Origin of the sequence: Bradyrhizobium altum (assembly GCF_020889705.1) — a bacterium.
Taxonomy (GTDB): Bacteria; Pseudomonadota; Alphaproteobacteria; order Rhizobiales; family Xanthobacteraceae; genus Bradyrhizobium; species Bradyrhizobium altum.
The window spans coordinates 1-17,424 of record NZ_JACMYP010000053.1; the positions used below are offsets into that span (position 1 = coordinate 1).

The window sequence follows — 17,424 nt, forward strand, 5'->3', positions numbered from 1 at the left end:
CGGTCCGGGGCCCGACGATCGCCGCGGCCGCGACGAGTTCGTCTCGGTCAGCTGGGAGAAGGCGCTCGATCTGCTCGGCGGCGAATTGACGCGGATCCGCGACACGATCGGCCCCGGCGCGGTGTTCGGCGGCTCCTATGGCTGGTCGAGCGCGGGCCGCTTCCATCACGCGCAGAGCCAGGTGCATCGCTTCCTCAACGTCGCACTCGGCGGCTATGTGCGGTCGGTGAACAGCTATTCCTCGGGCGCGTCCTCGGTGCTGCTTCCGCAGATCCTCACAGGCTACGAGGACATCACCAAGCGCAACGTCACCTGGGAGCAGATCGCTGCCGAGACCGACATCGTGCTGGCGTTCGGCGGCATGGCGCTGAAGAACTCGATGGTGGCGGGCGGCTCGATCAGCAAGCATGTCGAGCGCGGCGCCATGGCGGCGGCACAGCGGCGCGGCTGCAAGTTCATCCTGGTCAGTCCGCTGCGCGACGATCTGCCCGTCGAGGCCGGCGCCGAATGGCTGACGGCATTGCCCGGCACCGACACCGCGCTGATGCTCGGCATCGTCCACACCCTGGTCAGCGAAGGCCTGCACGATCAGGCCTTCCTCGATCGCTACACCGAGGGCTGGCCGGTGTTTTTGCGCTATCTCGTCGGCGAGAGCGATCGTGTGCCCAAAAGCGCCGAATGGGCCGCAGCGATCTGCGGCATCGACGCCGGCACCATCAAGGCACTCGCGCGCCGGCTTGCCGGGCGGCGGGCGCTGATCACCGTCTCGCATTCGTTGCAGCGCGCCGAGCATGGCGAGCAGCCGGTGTGGATGGGCATGGTGCTGGCGGCAGCGCTCGGCCAGATCGGGCTGCCCGGCGGCGGCTATGCCTATTCGCTCGGTGCGATCGGCTATTACGGCCGGCGCGTCAACGACGTGACGGGACCGACGCTCGGGCAGGGCCGCAACGGCGTCGCCGACTTCATTCCGGTGGCGCGCATCGCCGATATGCTGCTCAATCCCGGCACGACCTATCGCTACAATGGCGAGACGCGCACCTATCCGGATATCCGCCTCGTCTATTGGGCCGGCGGCAATCCGTTCCACCATCACCAGGACCTCAACCGGCTGCGCAAGGCCTTTGCGCGGCTCGATACGCTTGTCGTGCACGAGCTGGCCTGGACCGCCACGGCGCGTCACGCCGACATCGTGCTGCCCGCGACGATGACGCTGGAGCGCGAAGACATCGGCTATTCCAGCAACGATCCCTTGATGGTCGCCATGCACCGGATCGCCGAGCCGTTCGGCCTCGCGCGCGACGACTACGAGATATTCGCCGATCTCGCCGACCGGTTAGGGGCCCGCGAGCCATTCACCGAAGGACGCACGTCGCGGCAATGGCTGGCGCATCTCTACGAGCCGACCCGCAAGGCGCTCGCCGCGCGCGGGCTCGAAGCGCCGAGCTTCGAGGAGTTCTGGGTGCGCGGCAGCCTGGTCGTGCCGCAGCATCTCGACGACGGCGGCTCGCTGCGCCGCTTCCGCGAGGACCCGGTGGCGCGGCCGTTGCCGACACGAAGCGGCCGCATCGAGATCTTCTCGCAGAAGATCGCGGATCACGGTGACGCGGATTGTCCGGGCCATCCGGTCTGGCTCGAAAAGACCGACACGCCGACACCAGGCGCGCCGTGCTTCCTCGTCGCCAACCAGCCGGTGACGCGGCTGCACAGCCAGCTCGACTTCGGCGGCCACTCGCAAGAGGCCAAGCATCGTGGCCGTGAGGTCGCGCGCATGAATCCACGCGACGCCAAGCCGCGCGGTATCGCCGATGGCGACATCATCCGCATCTTCAACGCGCGCGGCGCCTGCCTTGCCGCGGTGCATGTCACCGACGGCATCGCGGCCGGCGTGGTTCAGCTGCCGACCGGCGCCTGGTACGACCCGATGGATCCCGAGGAGGAGGCGCCGCTCTGCGTCCACGGCAATCCGAACGTGCTGACCCGTGACATCGGCACGTCATCGTTCGCGCAGGGCTGCACCGGCCAGCTCACGACCGTCGAGGTGGAGCGTTTCAACGGCAATCTGCCGCCGATCCGGGCGTTCGATCCGGCGTAGCGCATGATCCGGACCCGGAGGGCCGCGTTAGCGCAAAGTGCGAAGCGGTTTTCCCTCGCGACAAACGCGTAGCGTTTGCGCGGAGATCACGAACAAATCATCGGTCGGCCGCTGGATGGCGCCGATCCGTTCGGCTACGGCATCACGAGATCGTCCCTGAGTTCTGGATTTGCTGAGATGCACCTGAAAGCCCTGCTTCATCTTGCCGTCGCTGCGACCGTCGCGCTTGCTTCGTCCAGCGCATGGGCGCAATCGGCCGCCGAGCCGGCCTATGGGCCGGAATTGCAGGGCTTCGACTATCCCTATCCGGTCGAGCATTATCGCTTCAGCTCGCAGGGGCAGCAGCTCGACATGGCCTATCTCGATGTCAAGCCGGCGACGCCGAACGGCCAGACCGCGGTGCTGCTGCACGGCAAGAATTTCTGTGCCGCGACCTGGGACGGCACCATCAAGGCGCTCAGCGGCGCCGGCTATCGCGTGATCGCGATGGATCAGATCGGCTTCTGCAAATCCAGCAAACCGGAACGCTATCAGTTCACCTTCCAGCAGCTCGCCGGCAACAGCCGCGCGCTGCTGGCTTCGCTTGGGATCGAACACTCGATCATGGTCGGCCATTCGACCGGCGGCATGCTCGCGATGCGCTACGCGCTGATGTACCCGGACGCCACCGACCACCTGGTGCTGGTCGATCCGATCGGGCTGGAGGACTGGAAGGCCAAGGGCGTGCCGTGGCTCAGCCTCGACGGCTGGATGCAGCGCGAGACCCGCGTCACCGCGGACAGCATCCGGGCCTATGAACGCGCCACCTATTACGCCGACACCTGGGATCCGTCCTATGAGACATGGGTGCAGATGCTGGCCGGCATGTATCGCGGGGAGGGCCGTGCCGCCGTGGCGTCGAGCTCGGCGCGGCTCTACGACATGATCGCGACCCAGCCGGTGTTCTACGAATTCGAGCAGATCAAGCCGCCGACGCTGCTGTTTGTCGGCGACAAGGACACCACCGCGATCGGCAAGGACACCGCGCCGCCCGAGATTCGCAAGATGCTCGGCAACTACCCGGTGCTCGGCAAGGAGGCCGCGAAGCGGATCCCGCATGCGCAGCTGATCGAATTCCCCGACCTCGGCCATTCGCCGCAGATCCAGGCGCCGGCGCGCTTCCACGAGGCGCTGCTCGGCTGGCTGCAGCATCCCGAGACCGGCGCGACGCTGGTCAAGTAGCAACGGCGAGACAAGCGGACGGCATCATGACGACAGCCGAAATGATCAGCGTGTTCACGGTGGACGGGCAGGGCGGCAATCCCTGTCCGATCGTGGTCGATGCAAGCGGCATGAGTGCATCCCAGATGCAGGACGTTGCCCGCCGCCATGGTCACGAGTCCGGCTTCGTGCTGCCGGCGCAGAGTGACGATTTCGACGCCACGTTCCGCTTCTTCGTTCCGAACCACGAAATGGAGATGTGCGGCCACGCGACCATCGGTGCGCTCTGGCTGCTGGCGCGCCATGGAAAGCTGTCCGGCGACACGATCCGGATCTCGACGCGCAGCGGTCCCGTCACCGGCTTCATCAGCCGTGATCGCAACGGCGAGCCGGGTGTCCAGATCACCCAGCCGGCCGGCAAGACCGTTCCGCTCACCGATGTGCAACGCGACGATGTGCTGCGGGCGCTCGCGGTCAGGCCGGATGCGATCGGCCGGGCGACGCCCTGCAACGCCGTCACGTCGCGGATCAAGACGCTGATTCCGATGCGCTCGCCCGAAGCGCTGAATGCGCTTGATCCCGCGGCCGAGGCCGTCGAAGCGGTCTGCGGCCGGATCGGCTCGACCGGGCTCTATCCGTTCGCGGTGATCGACCGCGAGGCGCGTCTGTTCGAGGCGCGGCAATTCCCGCGCTCGTCCGGTTATCGCGAGGATGCCGCAACCGGCATTGCGGCCGCGGCGCTGGCGTTCGGCCTGCTCGACAACGGCCTGGTCGCGCCGAACGACGCGGAGATTCGAATCCTGCAGGGCCGGGCGATGGGGCGTCTGTCGGAGATCCGCGTCCGCATCGGCTTTGCCGGCGGCCGTCCCGTCGGTTGCCTGCTCGGCGGCAATGTCGTGTTGATGGCCGCGCCGTCACACTGAAATGAGCTGATCTTTAGGTCGATTCCGCGGCGCGCTTGGCGCGCTCCCGCGCGCTGGCGTGCACCGGCGACGATTTCCGAGCGCCGGGGCCCGGATGCACATGGACCGCCTTCGCGCTCAGCGGCTCGCCGCATTCCGAGCACACCATGACAGGGTCGAACATCTTCCCGCAGGTCTTGTGTTCGTGCAGCAACGGCCGGCCGCGGGCGTCGACCATGTGGACGTTGCCCCAGTGCACGATCGACATGATGATCGGATAGAGATCGAGACCCTTCTGCGTCAGGATGTATTCGTAGCGCTTCGGCGCTTCCTGATAGGGAATCTTGCGCAGCACGCCGAAGCGCACCAGCTTCTTCAGCCGGTCTGCGAGCAGGTGCCGGGTGATTCCGAGCGATGCCTGGAAGTCATCGAACCGTCGGATGCGCAGGAAACATTCGCGCAGGATCAACAGGCTCCAGCGGTCGCCGATCACAGCGACGGTGCGGGCCAGCGAGCACGGCTCCTCCTCGAGGGTATCCCATTTCATCGGCGTCTCCTGCGATCTGCGTCGGCATCGCACATAAAATTCTAAAACAGAACTGACGTCATTTCAATAGGATGCCAACGTGGTGGCTGCCGTACGGTCATTGGATGACAAATATCATATTGACAGTTCTAAAATAGAACTTATGGTCCGGACCACGATCAACCGGCGGCAACAGGCGATTGCCGCCCATCGAAGGGAAGGGCGTTCCATGGCTGCTCCGCTCAAGGTCGAATTCCATTTCGATTTCGGAAGCCCGAACGCCTATCTCGCCGAACTTGCGCTGCCCGGGATCGAGAAGCGCACCGGCGTCAAGTTCGACTATATCCCGGTGCTGCTCGGCGGCGTCTACAAGGCGACCGGCAACATGTCGCCCGGCGAGTCGCTGCGCGGGATCAAGAACAAGCCCGAATACAACGCGCTCGAGACGGAGCGCTTCCTGCGCCGTCACAACGTCACGAAGTTCACCATGAACCCGTTCTTTCCGGTGAATACGCTGGCGCTGATGCGCGGCGCGGTGGCCGCGCAGTTCGAGAGCGTGTTCGAGCCCTATTTCCGGGCTGCCTACAACCACATGTGGGTCGAACCCAAGAAGATGGACGACCCGCAGGTCTTCCGCGAGGCATTCCTGTCCTCGGGTATCGATATCGATCGTCTCATCGCCCGCGCCCAGCAGGATGACGTCAAGAAGAAGCTGATCGACAACACCAGCGATGCGGTCGCGCGCGGCTCGTTCGGATCGCCGACGTTCTATGTCGGCAACGAGATCTTCTTCGGCAAGGACAAGGTGCGCGAAGTCGAGGAAGAGATCGTCGCGCAGCTGGCTGCGGGGCAGCGCAAGACCGCCTGAGCGGAAATTCCTCAACACAAGCCCGAAGGGCAGCGACAGGGAGGTTTGAGTGCAGGCGCCGATCCGGATTATCGAAGGAAGTGTGGAAGGCTTGCCGAACCGCCTCCACGAGGTGATCGATCACCACGTCGCGGCGACGCCGGATCATCCGGCGCTGATCGACGACAAGGGGCGGCTGACCTATCGCGAGCTCGATCGAACGGTCGGCCGCGTCGCCGAGGCACTGCAGGCGCTCGGCATCCGCGCCGGCGACCGCATGATGATCGTGAGCGAGAATTCGATTCCGCTGGCCTGCCTGCTGCTGGCGGCGAGCCGGCTCGATGTCTGGTCAATCGTGGTCAATCCACGGCTGTCGCCGCGCGAGCTGGATCAGATCAGGGATCACAGCGGCGCCCGCCGCGTGTTGCTGACTGCTGAAGTCTCGCAAGAGGCGGCCATCCATGCCGCGCGCTATGAGGCGGCCGTGCAGGATGTCGGCCCGCTCCGTGGCGTTGCCGTCACCGGCCTGAACTTAGCGACCACGGCCGAGCCGGTCGAGGCCGACGGCGCAAACCAGGTCGCGGTCCTGATCTACACGTCCGGCACCACCGGTACGCCGAAGGGCGTGATGCTGACCCATCGCAATCTCCTGTTCAGCGCCCGGGGCACCGCGGGCTTCCGCAAGATGGCGGCCGACGACGTGCAATATTGCGTGCTGCCGATCTCGCATATCGTCGGCATCTCGCTGCTGACCATGACCCTGATGGTCGGCGCCACCGTGCGCCTGGTTGCCAAATACGATCCAGCCGCGCTGGTCAGGGCGATGGCCGAGGAGGGCATCACGATCCTGAACGGCGTGCCCGCGACCTATCAGCGTCTGCTCGAATACCGACGCAATGCCGGCCTGCCGAAGCTCGATCGCGGCCGGTTGCGCGTGATCTCGGTGGCCGGCGCGCCGCTCGATCTCGATCTCAAATCCCGGGTCGAGCAGGAGCTCGGGCTGCCGCTGCTCAACGGCTATGGCATCACCGAATGCTCGCCCGGCATCTCCGGCGTCCGACCCGATAACCCGCGAGCCGACCACGCGGTCGGCACCGTGATGCCTGGCCTCGAAGCAAAGCTGGTCAGCCGCGACCTGAAGCCGGTTGCATCCGGCGAAGTCGGCGAGCTGCATGTTCGCGGCCCGAACGTGATGCGCGGCTATTACCGCGCGCCTGATCTGACCGCCAAGGCGATCGACCCCGACGGCTGGTTCAACACCGGCGATCTGGCGCGCTTCGAGAATGACGTCCTCTACATCGTCGGGCGCACCAAGGAGATGATCATCCGCTCCGGGTTCAACGTCTATCCGGCCGAGATCGAGGCGGTGCTGAGCACGCACGACGCCGTTGTGCAGTGCGCCGTGGTCGGCCGGCCGGTCGAGGGCAATGAGGAAATCATTGCGTTTGTGCAGCTGATCAAGGGTTCGGCGGCCACCGTGCAGGACCTGATGGCCCATATTGCCCCGCAACTCACCTCGTACAAGCGCCCATCCGAGATTATCCTGATGGACGCGCTGCCCGCGACATCGACGGGCAAGCTCCTGAAGCACAAGCTTGCGGAGTCGCTGCGCAGCTGAGGCTGAGCCGCCGCAAGCCAGTTCACTCAAACAAGACCGGAGTACACCATGCAGAAGAGAAACAAGACGGTCGCCGTCATTGGTGCCGGTGATTTCATCGGCGGCGAGATCGCCAAAAAGTTCGCCTCCGAAGGCTTCACGGTCTTCGCCGGTCGCCGCAACGGCGACAAGCTCGCGCCGCTGGTCAAGGAGATCGAGGCCGCCGGCGGCGAGATCCATGCGCGCTCACTCGATGCGCGCAAGGAGGAGGAGATCATCTCCTTCCTCAACGACGCCGACAAGCATGCGCCGCTGGATGTCTGCATCTTCAACATCGGCGCCAACGTCAATTTCCCGATCCTGGAGACCACCGAGCGCGTGTTCCGCAAGGTCTGGGAGATGGCCTGCTACTCCGGCTTCCTCGCGGGGCGCGAGGCGGCGCGGCTGATGATGGCGCGTGGAGAGGGCAACATCTTCTTCACCGGCGCGACCGCGTCGTTGCGCGGCGGCAGCGGCTATGCCGCCTTTGCTAGTGCGAAGTTCGGCCTGCGCGCCGTGGCGCAGGCGATGGCGCGCGAGCTGGGACCGAAGAACATCCACGTCGCGCATCTGATCATCGATTCCGGCGTCGACACCGAATGGGTGCGGCAGCGCCGCATCGAGGCGCTCGGCCCGAACGCGCTCGACAATCCCGACCTTTTGATGCCGCCCGCTTCGGTCGCCACGTCCTACTGGCAGCTCTACCAGCAGCCGAAGAGCGCCTGGACCTTCGAGCTGGAAATCCGGCCCTTCGGCGAGAAGTGGTAGGGAGCATCACAGATGGAGCTCGCGCTATCCCCTGAAGACGCGGCGTTTCGCGACGAAGTCCGCGCCTTCATCAAGGACAACTACCCGGCGGAGATGCGCGTCCCCAATCCGGAGACCGATCTCTCCAAGGAGCAGATGCTGCTGTGGCATCGCATCCTGCACAACAAGGGCTGGATCGCGCCGCTCTGGCCCAGGGAATATGGCGGGCCCGGCTGGTCGATCACCCGCCGCTTCATCTTCGAGCAGGAGACGACGCGCGCCGGCACGATGCCGCCGCTGGCGTTCAGCGTCACCATGGTCGGCCCCGTCATCTATACCTTCGGCAACGATGCGCAGAAGGCGAAGTTCTTGCCGCGCATCCTGTCCGGCGAGGACTGGTGGTGCCAGGGCTATTCGGAGCCGGGCTCCGGCTCCGACCTCGCCACCGTTCGCACCAAGGCAGTGCGCGACGGCGACCACTACATCGTCAACGGGCACAAGACCTGGACCACGCTGGCGCAGCATGCCGACTGGATCTTCTGCCTGGTTCGTACCGATCCGGCGGCCAAGCCGCAATCCGGCATCTCGTTTCTCCTGATCGACATGAAGTCGCCGGGCGTGACGGTGCGCCCGATCATCACCATCGACGGCTCGCACGAGGTCAACGACGTCTTCCTGGAGAACGTCCGCGTCCCCGCCGAGAACCTGATCGGTGAGGAGAACAAGGGCTGGACTTACGCGAAATTCCTGCTCGGCAACGAGCGCACCAGCATGGCCGGCATCGGCCGCTCGACGCGCTATATCGCGCGGCTGAAGAAGATCGTGAAGGCCGAGATCCCGGAAGACGATCCGGCGCATCTCGAATTCATCAGGGACATCGCCCGCGTCGAGCTCGACGTGCTGGCGCTGGAGGCGACCGAGCTTCGGGTCGTCGCGCAGATGGCGCGTGGCATCGATCCGGGGCCGGCAGCCTCGCTGTTCAAGATCCGCGGCACCGAGATCTTCCAGGATATCACCGAGCTGACGCATCGGGCGATCGGCAATGATGGCCTTGCGATCCGCGAGCATCCGGTCAGCGCCAATCACTTCATGCCGGGGCCGGACTACGGCCACACGGCGTCGGAGAAATATCTCAACTCGCGCAAGCTCTCGATCTACGGCGGATCGAACGAGATCCAGCGCAACATCATCGCGAAGGCGGTGCTTGGTCTCTAGAGCGTGATGCTCAAACGAAGACCTAGAGCGCATCTCATCGCGCTTTAGCAGCAGCGGCACGAGAGGATCGGATGGATATCCAGTTCACGGAAGAGCAGGAATTGTTGCGGTCCAGCGTGCAGCGGCTGCTGCGCGACCGGTATGACTTCGACGCGCGCCGCAAGATCGTCGCGAGCGAGGACGGCTTCAGCCGCAAGCATTGGGCCGAGTTCGCCGAGCTTGGCCTGCTCGCCGCGCCATTTTCGGAAGCCGGCGGCGGGCTCGGCGGCGGGCCGCTGTCGACCATGATCATCATGCAGGAGTTCGGCCGCCATCTCGTGGTCGAGCCGTTCGTCGAGACTGTTGTCGTTGCGGGTGGCTTGCTTGATCAGGCAGGCTCTGACGCGCAGCAGCAGGCTTACATTGCCGACATCATCGCTGGATCGAAGCTGTGGGCATTGGCGTGGACCGAGAGGGGCTCGCGCTTCGATCTTGCCACGGTCACAACGACAGCGCGCCGCGACGGCAACGACTACGTCCTCACCGGCGAGAAGACGGCGGTGCTGGCCGCACCCTGGGCGGATCATCTGATCGTCTCCGCCCGCACCTCGGGCCATCGTCACGATCGCGGCGGCGTCAGCCTGTTCGTGGTCGATCGCCGCGCCGCCAATCTCGATCTGCAGAGCTTCAGGACGATCGATGGGCGCCGGGCGGCCGAGATCAGCCTGCGCGGCGTGCGCGGAGAATTGCTCGGCCGGGAAGGCGAGGGCGTCGCCGCGCTGGAGGCCTGCCGCAACCGGGCCATCGGCGCGCTCTGTGCCGAGGCTGTCGGCGCTATCGGCGAGCTGAACGACGCGACACTGGATTACTCCAAGACGCGCAAGCAGTTCGGCGTCACGATCGGCAGCTTCCAGGTGCTGCAGCACCGGATGGTCGACATGTTCATCGCGCATCAGGAGGCGCTGTCCCTGATGCAGCATCTCAGCCTCAGCCTCAGCGACGATGAGGCCGGCATCTCCCGGCTCGCCTCGGGCGCCAAATCCAAGATCGGTTATGCCGGCAAGTTCGTGGCCGACCAGGCGGTGCAGCTGCACGGCGGCATGGGCATGACCGACGAGCTCAATGTCGGCCACTACTTCAAGCGGATTTCCTCCATCAACATCCAGTTCGGCGATCCCGCCTATCACGTGCTGCGCTATGCGCAGCTCGACGCGGTCGCATAAGCCAGAGAGGCAAGCATGTCACAGGATGCAGTCATCGTTTCCACCGCGCGCACCGGCGTCGGCAAGGCCTATCGCGGCGCACTCAACAACACCGACGGCCCGAGCCTGGCCGGCCACGTGATGGCCGAAGCCGTCAAGCGCGCCGGCATCGCGCCCGGCGAGGTCGAGGACGTGGTGATGGGCTGCGCCATGCAGCAAGGCACCACGGTGATGAATGTCGCGCGCAAGGGCGCCATCCGCGCCGGACTTCCTGTCACGGTGGCCGGCACCACCATCGACCGGCAGTGCGCTTCCGGGCTGCAGGCGATCGCGGTCGCCGCGCGTTCGGTGATGCTCGACGGCGTCGAGATCGCGATCGGCGGCGGCATCGAGTCGATCAGCCTGGTGCAAAATGAGCACATGAACAGGTTCCATGCCGTCGACGACGAGCTGATGGCGATGAAGCCCGAGATGTACATGTCGATGCTGGAGACCGCCGAAGTCGTCGCCGAGCGCTACGGAATCGGCCGCGACAAGCAGGACGAGTACAGCCTGGAGTGCCAGCGCCGCGTCGGCGCCGCGCTGCAGGGCGGCCGCTTCAACGACGAGATCGTGCCGATCACGACCAAGATGGCCGTGGTCAACAAGGACACCAAGGAAGTCAGCTTCCAGCAGGTGACGCTGGCGAAGGACGAAGGACCGCGGCCGGATACCACTGCGGACGGCCTCGCCAAGATCAAGCCGGTGTTCGAGGGCAAGACCATCAGCGCCGGCAATGCCAGCCAGCTCTCGGACGGTGCCTCGGCCTGCGTGATCATGAGCGACAAGATCGCCGCGCAGAAGGGGCTGAAGCCGCTCGGCATCTTCCGCGGCTTCGTCGCCGCCGGCGTCGAGCCGGACGAGATGGGCGTCGGTCCCGTTGCCGCGATCCCGCGGCTGTTGAAGCGGCATAATCTGAAGATCGACGACATCGATCTTTGGGAGCTCAACGAGGCCTACGCGGTGCAGGTGATCTATTGCCGCGACAAGCTCGGCATCGATCCGGACAAGCTGAACGTCAATGGCGGCTCGATCGCGATCGGCCACCCCTATGGCATGACCGGGGCGCGGCTCACCGGCCACCTCCTGATCGAGGGCCGACGGCGCAAGGCGAAATACGGCGTGGTGACCATGTGCATCGGCGGCGGCATGGGTGCGGCAGGCCTGTTTGAAATCGTCCACTGATCGGAAACGCGGGAGAAACTTGTGAAGACAGCAATCACTGAACTGTTCGGCATCCAGCATCCGATCATCCAGGGCGGCATGCACTATGTCGGCTTCGCCGAGATGGCGGCCGCGGTGTCCAACGCCGGCGGCCTCGGCATCATCACCGGCCTGACCCAGCGGACGCCGGAGCTGCTGGCGAAGGAAATCGCGCGCTGCCGCGACATGACCGACAAGCCGATCGGCGTGAACCTCACCTTCCTGCCGAGCTTCACCGCGCCGCCCTATCCCGAATACATCGCTGTTATCCGCGAGGGCGGCGTCAAGGCGGTGGAGACCGCGGGCCGCAGCCCGGAACAGTATATGCCGGCGCTCAAGGCGGCCGGCATCAAGGTGATCCACAAATGCACCTCGGTGCGACATTCGCTGAAGGCCGAGAAGATCGGCTGCGACGCGGTCAGCGTCGACGGCTTCGAGTGCGGCGGCCATCCCGGCGAGGATGACATCCCCAACATGATCCTGCTGCCGCGCGCGGCGGACGAGCTGACAATCCCGTTTGTGGCCTCGGGCGGCATGGCGGATGCGCGCAGCCTCGTCGCGGCGCTGTCGATGGGCGCTGCCGGCATGAATATGGGAACGCGCTTCATCGCGACCAAGGAAGCGCCGGTGCATGCCAATGTGAAGCAGGCGCTGCTCGACGCCGACGAGCTCGATACGCGCCTGGTGATGCGGGCGCTGCGCAACACCGAGCGCGTGCTGAAGAACAAGGGCGTCGATGAGCTGCTCGAAATCGAGCGCGACAAGGGCGCCAGGCTGAAGATCGAGGACATTCACGAGCAGGTCGCCGGCGTTTACCCGAAGGTGATGATCGACGGCGAGATGGATGCCGGCGCCTGGAGCTGCGGCATGGTGGTCGGCCTGATTCACGACATTCCGACGGTGAAGGAGCTGATCGACCGCATCATGTCCGAGGCCGAAGCGATCATCCGGCAGCGGTTGACCGGCTTCCTCGACGGCAAATTTGAAACCACGGCGGCCCGCGCGGTCGCCTGACGGAGAGTGCCATGACCGAGCATGTCAAAGTCGAAATCGCTGCCGGCGTCATGACGCTGACGTTGCAGCGGCCCGAGAAGAAGAACGCGCTGACCGGCGCCATGTATGACGCGATGTCGAACGCGCTGAAGCAGGCCGAGGCGGATCCAGCCGTCCGCGTGATCCTGTTCCAGGGCGATGGCGACAGCTTTACCGCGGGCAACGACCTGGCCGATTTCGCGAGCCAGGCGCGCGGCGACAGCGCGGTCGATAGCCCGGCGCATCGCTTCATCGAGACCATCAGCAAGGTCGGCAAGCCGCTGGTTGCGGCGGTGCAAGGCAATGCGGTCGGCGTCGGCACCACCATGCTGCTGCATTGTGACCTGGTCTATGTCGCCGAGACCGCGCGGCTGATCACGCCCTTCGTCAATCTGGCTCTGGTGCCGGAGGCAGCGTCGAGCTGGCTGCTTCCCTTAAGGATCGGGCACGCGCGCGCCTATGCGATGTTTGCGCTCGGCGAGCCGATGGATGCGGCGGGCGCGCTGGCATCCGGCCTTGCCAATGCCGTGGTGCCGCAGGCCGATCTGCGCAAGAAGGCGCATGACGCGGCAGTCGCGCTGACAAGGCGCCGGCCGGTTCGCTCAGCATGACCAAGCAGCTGATGCGGGAGCAGCAGCGGATCGCGGCGCAGATCGCCGAGGAAGGCGTGTTGTTCAAGGAGCGGCTGACGACGCCCGAGGCGCGCGAGGCCTTTGCCGCGTTCGCCGAACGGCGTCAGCCGGACTTCACCAAGCTGTCGGCCTGAAGCCGCCGGGGAGTTCACGGATACATCGAGGGAGTGGAAAGCATGGGCGTCGTCGGCAGCCATCAATATCCCAGCATGGAATCCGTGATCTATGGCAAGCCGGCGGCCGAGGCGCTGCGCGAGGAGGCCGAACGGCTGGGCGCGAAGCGCGTCTATCTGATCGCCAGCCGTACGCTGAACACCACGACCGACGAGATCGAGAAGATCCGTAAAGCGCTCGGCGATCGCCATGCCGCGACCTTCGACGGCGTGCCGCAGCACACGACGCGGGACGTGGTGACGCAGATCGCGCGGCAGGCGAGCGAGGCCAAGGCGGACCTCGTCGTCGCGATCGGCGGCGGCTCGGTGGTCGATGCGGCGAAGATCGTGCTGATGTGCATGGAGCACGCGATCTTCGAACCGGCGGGGCTCGACGGCTTCGAGACCACGCCGGACCGCCGGTTCGGACCGTTCCGCGCGCCGAAGGTCCGGATGATCGCGATTCCCAGCACGCTTTCGGGCGGCGAGTACAATTCCGGCGCACTGGTCACCGACACCGGCCGCAAGCTGAAGCAGATCTTCAATCACCCGATGATGATGCCGCGCAGCATCATCCTCGATCCCGCGATCACCAAATATACGCCGGAGAAGCTTTGGCTCGGCTCCGGCACGCGCGCGATGGATCACGGCATCGAGGCGATCTGCTCGAGCCGGCCCAACGTGCTGGTCGATGCGGTGTGTCAGCAGGGACTGCGCTATCTGCATGATGGCTTGCTGTGCACCAAGGCCAATCCCGGCGACGAGGCGGCGCGGCTGAATTGCCAATTGGGGTCGTGGCTGTCGGCTTTCGGATTGCAGTCGCGGGTGCCGATGGGTGCGAGCCACGCCATCGGCCATGTGCTCGGCGGCACCTGCGACGTTCCGCATTACTTCTGCACGGCAGTGATGATGCCGAGCGTGCTGCGCTACAACCGCCCCGCGACGGAAGCGGCCCAGCGATCGATCGCCGCCGCGCTCGGTGCGCCCGGCCGCGACGCAAGCGAAGCGTTCGCCGGCTTCATCGCGGAGCTCGGCCTGCCGCGGCGGCTGGCGGATGTCGGTGTCGGTGAAGACCGCTTCGAGCTGATCGGCCGGAACGCCATGCTGTCGATCTTCACCCGCGCCAACCCGCAGCCGATCCGCGAGCCGGGCGACGTCGTCAAGATCCTGAAGCTGGCCGCCTGAAGCAACAGCACCTGGAGCAGCCACCATGGCCGCCTTGCGCATCTTCTCCTATCTGCCGAACCCGCGGGTCTGGAAGGCAACCATCGCCGCGCGGTTCTGCGGCGTCGACGTCGAGGTCAGAGGCGCCTCCGGCAAGGAATTGCGCGACTGGCTGTGGGATTACGATGCCCGTCCGCTGGCCGAGCAGGAGCGCGCTGCGCTCGCCTCGCTGGCACGAACCGGCCGGGTCGGACTGACCGGCGCGCAGCTCTTCAAGACCGATGCGTTCATGGCAGCGCAGCCGTTCGGCAATGTGCCGGCGGCGTTCGGCGCCGACGGCGAGGTCGGAATCTTCGAATCGAACAGCATCATGCGCGCGGTGGCGCGGCTCGGCGAGGCGGCGTTCCCGCTCTATGGGCGTGACGCCTATGAGGCGTCCAGGATCGACAGCTTTCTCGACGTCAGCCTGGTCTTTGCGCGGGACACGCAGATCTATCTGCTCGCGCTGTCAGGCGGCACGGTCGATGCGGCCATTCATGCCCGTGCCAAGGATGCGTTCGCAATCTATGCTTCGGGGATTGAGCAGGCACTGTCGCCACGGCGAGATGCGCTGGTCGGGAACGGCATCTCGATTGCCGACATCTGCCTTGCCGCCGAACTCGCGCTGTTCATGAACGAGCATGCGCGGACCGAGCAACTGCGCAAGCAGGGGCTGGAGAGAATCCTGCACCCGGGGGTAAGGGATGAATATCCGCTGATGTTCGCTCACTTTGCCCGGCTGGTCGAGCACGAGCATGTCAGGCCGGATCTCAAGCCCTATGTCGAGAAGCTGCTGTCGAAGGCGGCCGCCTGATCTTGAAAACTGTTGGCTGGAACGCGGAGGATTGTCTGCATGACCGCACCCGTCTGTCTGATATCCGGCGTTGGGCCCGGCACCGGCTCGGCGCTTGCCCGGAGGTTCGCTGAAGGCGGCTATCGGGTCGCACTTCTCGCCAGGAACGAGGAGCGCCTCGCCGCGCTCGAGAAGCAGCTTCCGGGCGCCAAGGCCTATCGATGCGATGTGTCAGATCCCGCGCAGGTCGAGACGGTGGCGTCGGCCGTGGAGCGTGATCTCGGCAGCCCCGGCGTCGTGATCCACAACGCCGTCGGCGGCGCGTTCGGCACCTTCCGCGAGATCGATCCGCAGATTCTCAATCGCAACTTCCAGGTGAACACGATGGGCCTGTTGTACCTAGCGCGTCGGTTTGCTCCGGCGATGATCAGCGCCGGCAAGGGCGCCATCGTTGCGACCGGCAATACCTCGGCGTTGCGCGGCAAGGCCGGTTTCGCGGGGTTCGCGCCGACCAAGGCGGCGCAGCGCATTCTGGCCGAGGCGATGGCGCGCGACCTCGGGCCGCAAGGCGTCCACGTCGCCTATCTCGTGATCGATGCTGTGATCGACCTGGAATGGACGCGCAAGCGCTGGCCGGAGCGGCCGGACGACTTCTTCATCAAGCCGCGGGCGATTGCGGACGAGGTCTGGCACGTTGCCCATCAGGACCGCAGCGCGTGGTCGTTCAACGTCGAGATCAGGCCGTTCGGCGAAGCCTGGTAGACGCCGCGCGGCGGTCGCAAGCGCCGTTCAATTCATAAGGTCAGGGGGAATTCATGTCGTTGAAGACGTTTGCTGTGTCGATTGCGGTGCTCGCGGCAATTGCCGCCGCTCCTGTCCGCGCCGAAACGCCGGGCGTCTCGGAATCGGAAATCAGGATCGGGGCGACATTCCCGTTCAGCGGCCCGGCATCCCCGCTCAGCAATACCGGCAAGGGCCTTATCGCCTACGTCCATTCCATCAATGATCGCGGCGGCATCAACGGCCGCAAGATCAACCTCATCACCTATGACGATGCCTATTCGCCGCCCAAGGCGGTGGAGCAGACCCGCAAGCTGATCGAGAGCGACGAGGTCGCGTTCCTGTTCAGCCCGCTGGGCACGCCCGGCATCGGCGCAACCATCAAATATGTGACCGCGAAGAAAGTGCCGCACCTCTTCGTCGTCAGCGGTGTGACCAAGTTTGCGAACTTCGCCGAGTTTCCGCTGACGACCACCGGGCTGCCGAGCTACAACACCGAGGGGAAGATCTACGCCAGGTACATTGCCCAGACGGCGCCCGACGCGAAGATCGCGATCCTCTACCAGAACGACGATCTCGGCCGTGACTTCGTGGCCGCGTTCAAGGAAACCCTGAAGGGCGAGTTCGACAAGAAGGTGGTGACGTCTCCGTATGAGGTCACCGAGCCCACCATTGAATCGCGCGTGGTGACGCTGAAGGCGTCGGGCGCCCAGGCATTCCTGATCGCGGGCACGCCGAAATTCGCCGCGCAAGCGATCAAGAAGGCGAGCGAGATCGGCTGGACGCCGCTCACCATCGTGAACTACGTGTCGAGCTCGGTGTCCTCGACCATCGTGCCGGCTGGAGTGGACAAGGCGGTCGGCGTCGTCGTGGCGACCATCGCGAAGGATCCGAACGACAAGAGATGGGCCGACGATCCCGGCATCAAATGGTATCGCGCCCACTTCGAGAAGTATCTTCCGGGTGCCGATATCGGCGACAGCAACTATCTGTTCGGGACCCAGCAGGGCCAGATCCTGGAGCAGGTGCTGAAGCAGTGCGGCGACGACCTGTCGCGCGAGAACATCGTGAAGCAGGCGCGCAACATCAAGGGGCTTGTGCTGCCGACGCTGATGCCGGGCATCACGGTCAACACCGGGCCCGACAACAGCATGGCCTATACGCAGCTTCAGCTGCAGCGCTGGACAGGGAGTTCCTGGGAGCAGTTCGGCGGCGTGCTGAGCGCCGAGCCGAACTGAGTCGCG

The 17,424-nt window shown here is 65.3% G+C and carries 17 protein-coding genes; 16 read left to right on the forward strand and 1 reads right to left on the reverse strand.

The window, feature by feature from the left end:
* The 3 genes from H8B02_RS15845 to H8B02_RS15855 all read left to right on the forward strand — a co-directional run.
* A partial coding sequence (locus tag H8B02_RS15845) for a molybdopterin-dependent oxidoreductase (RefSeq protein ID WP_229167086.1) occupies positions 1–2,092 on the forward strand: 2,092 nt, incomplete at its 5' end.
* 177 nt (positions 2,093–2,269) lie between these two features.
* Complete coding sequence (locus H8B02_RS15850; protein WP_229167087.1) at positions 2,270–3,313, forward strand: alpha/beta fold hydrolase; 1,044 nt, start codon at positions 2,270–2,272, stop codon at positions 3,311–3,313.
* 26 nt (positions 3,314–3,339) lie between these two features.
* Positions 3,340–4,215: a PhzF family protein gene (locus tag H8B02_RS15855; RefSeq protein ID WP_229167088.1), complete on the forward strand. Its 876-nt coding sequence runs from the start codon at positions 3,340–3,342 to the stop codon at positions 4,213–4,215.
* A gap of 13 nt (positions 4,216–4,228) precedes the next feature.
* Here the strand turns inward: H8B02_RS15855 and H8B02_RS15860 are convergent, their stop codons facing one another.
* Positions 4,229–4,741, reverse strand: coding sequence for a winged helix-turn-helix transcriptional regulator (locus H8B02_RS15860; protein WP_176529401.1), 513 nt, complete (start codon positions 4,739–4,741; stop codon positions 4,229–4,231).
* Positions 4,742–4,949: 208 nt separating this feature from the next.
* Here H8B02_RS15860 and H8B02_RS15865 point away from each other — a divergent pair, with 208 nt between their 5' ends.
* The 13 genes from H8B02_RS15865 to H8B02_RS15920 all read left to right on the forward strand — a co-directional run bounded on the left by H8B02_RS15865 (position 4,950) and on the right by H8B02_RS15920 (position 17,418).
* Positions 4,950–5,588: a 2-hydroxychromene-2-carboxylate isomerase gene (locus tag H8B02_RS15865; RefSeq protein WP_229167089.1), complete on the forward strand. Its 639-nt coding sequence runs from the start codon at positions 4,950–4,952 to the stop codon at positions 5,586–5,588.
* Between the two features lie 49 nt (positions 5,589–5,637).
* On the forward strand, positions 5,638–7,185 hold the full coding sequence (locus tag H8B02_RS15870; RefSeq protein ID WP_229167090.1) for a class I adenylate-forming enzyme family protein: 1,548 nt from the start codon (positions 5,638–5,640) through the stop codon (positions 7,183–7,185).
* A 48-nt stretch (positions 7,186–7,233) separates the two neighbouring features.
* Positions 7,234–7,971, forward strand: coding sequence for an SDR family oxidoreductase (locus tag H8B02_RS15875; protein WP_229167091.1), 738 nt, complete (start codon positions 7,234–7,236; stop codon positions 7,969–7,971).
* 12 nt (positions 7,972–7,983) lie between these two features.
* Entirely contained in the window at positions 7,984–9,165 is a 1,182-nt protein-coding gene (locus H8B02_RS15880; protein ID WP_229167092.1) for an acyl-CoA dehydrogenase family protein, read from the forward strand.
* Between the two features lie 71 nt (positions 9,166–9,236).
* Positions 9,237–10,367, forward strand: coding sequence for an acyl-CoA dehydrogenase family protein (locus H8B02_RS15885; RefSeq protein ID WP_229167093.1), 1,131 nt, complete (start codon positions 9,237–9,239; stop codon positions 10,365–10,367).
* 15 nt (positions 10,368–10,382) lie between these two features.
* Positions 10,383–11,570, forward strand: a complete 1,188-nt coding sequence (locus H8B02_RS15890; RefSeq protein ID WP_229167094.1) for an acetyl-CoA C-acyltransferase — start codon at positions 10,383–10,385, stop codon at positions 11,568–11,570.
* A 21-nt stretch (positions 11,571–11,591) separates the two neighbouring features.
* Positions 11,592–12,602, forward strand: coding sequence for an NAD(P)H-dependent flavin oxidoreductase (locus H8B02_RS15895; RefSeq protein WP_229167095.1), 1,011 nt, complete (start codon positions 11,592–11,594; stop codon positions 12,600–12,602).
* 11 nt (positions 12,603–12,613) lie between these two features.
* Positions 12,614–13,231 carry an enoyl-CoA hydratase-related protein gene (locus H8B02_RS15900; RefSeq protein WP_376711666.1) on the forward strand — a complete coding sequence of 206 codons (618 nt, stop codon included), beginning with the start codon at positions 12,614–12,616 and terminating at the stop codon, positions 13,229–13,231.
* Entirely contained in the window at positions 13,228–13,386 is a 159-nt protein-coding gene (locus H8B02_RS48960; RefSeq protein WP_376711667.1) for a hypothetical protein, read from the forward strand. Before H8B02_RS15900 ends, H8B02_RS48960 begins: the two co-directional genes overlap by 4 nt.
* Positions 13,387–13,428: 42 nt before the next feature.
* Positions 13,429–14,589 (forward strand): iron-containing alcohol dehydrogenase, encoded by a 1,161-nt coding sequence (locus H8B02_RS15905; protein ID WP_229167096.1) that lies wholly within the window; start codon positions 13,429–13,431, stop codon positions 14,587–14,589.
* Positions 14,590–14,614: 25 nt separating this feature from the next.
* Positions 14,615–15,421, forward strand: a complete 807-nt coding sequence (locus H8B02_RS15910; protein WP_229167097.1) for a glutathione S-transferase family protein — start codon at positions 14,615–14,617, stop codon at positions 15,419–15,421.
* A gap of 39 nt (positions 15,422–15,460) precedes the next feature.
* Positions 15,461–16,162 carry an SDR family NAD(P)-dependent oxidoreductase gene (locus tag H8B02_RS15915; protein ID WP_229167098.1) on the forward strand — a complete coding sequence of 234 codons (702 nt, stop codon included), beginning with the start codon at positions 15,461–15,463 and terminating at the stop codon, positions 16,160–16,162.
* A 53-nt stretch (positions 16,163–16,215) separates the two neighbouring features.
* Complete coding sequence (locus tag H8B02_RS15920) at positions 16,216–17,418, forward strand: ABC transporter substrate-binding protein (protein ID WP_229167099.1); 1,203 nt, start codon at positions 16,216–16,218, stop codon at positions 17,416–17,418.
* Positions 17,419–17,424 lie beyond the last annotated feature (6 nt).

Coding starts and splice junctions, on each gene's coding strand:
- H8B02_RS15850 (WP_229167087.1), top strand. CDS start 2,270: ATGCACCTGAAAGCCCTGCTTCATCTTGCCGTCGCTGCGACCGTCGCG.
- H8B02_RS15855 (WP_229167088.1), top strand. CDS start 3,340: ATGACGACAGCCGAAATGATCAGCGTGTTCACGGTGGACGGGCAGGGC.
- H8B02_RS15860 (WP_176529401.1), bottom strand. CDS start 4,741: ATGAAATGGGATACCCTCGAGGAGGAGCCGTGCTCGCTGGCCCGCACC.
- H8B02_RS15865 (WP_229167089.1), top strand. CDS start 4,950: ATGGCTGCTCCGCTCAAGGTCGAATTCCATTTCGATTTCGGAAGCCCG.
- H8B02_RS15875 (WP_229167091.1), top strand. CDS start 7,234: ATGCAGAAGAGAAACAAGACGGTCGCCGTCATTGGTGCCGGTGATTTC.
- H8B02_RS15880 (WP_229167092.1), top strand. CDS start 7,984: ATGGAGCTCGCGCTATCCCCTGAAGACGCGGCGTTTCGCGACGAAGTC.
- H8B02_RS15885 (WP_229167093.1), top strand. CDS start 9,237: ATGGATATCCAGTTCACGGAAGAGCAGGAATTGTTGCGGTCCAGCGTG.
- H8B02_RS15890 (WP_229167094.1), top strand. CDS start 10,383: ATGTCACAGGATGCAGTCATCGTTTCCACCGCGCGCACCGGCGTCGGC.
- H8B02_RS15900 (WP_376711666.1), top strand. CDS start 12,614: ATGACCGAGCATGTCAAAGTCGAAATCGCTGCCGGCGTCATGACGCTG.
- H8B02_RS48960 (WP_376711667.1), top strand. CDS start 13,228: ATGACCAAGCAGCTGATGCGGGAGCAGCAGCGGATCGCGGCGCAGATC.
- H8B02_RS15905 (WP_229167096.1), top strand. CDS start 13,429: ATGGGCGTCGTCGGCAGCCATCAATATCCCAGCATGGAATCCGTGATC.
- H8B02_RS15910 (WP_229167097.1), top strand. CDS start 14,615: ATGGCCGCCTTGCGCATCTTCTCCTATCTGCCGAACCCGCGGGTCTGG.
- H8B02_RS15915 (WP_229167098.1), top strand. CDS start 15,461: ATGACCGCACCCGTCTGTCTGATATCCGGCGTTGGGCCCGGCACCGGC.
- H8B02_RS15920 (WP_229167099.1), top strand. CDS start 16,216: ATGTCGTTGAAGACGTTTGCTGTGTCGATTGCGGTGCTCGCGGCAATT.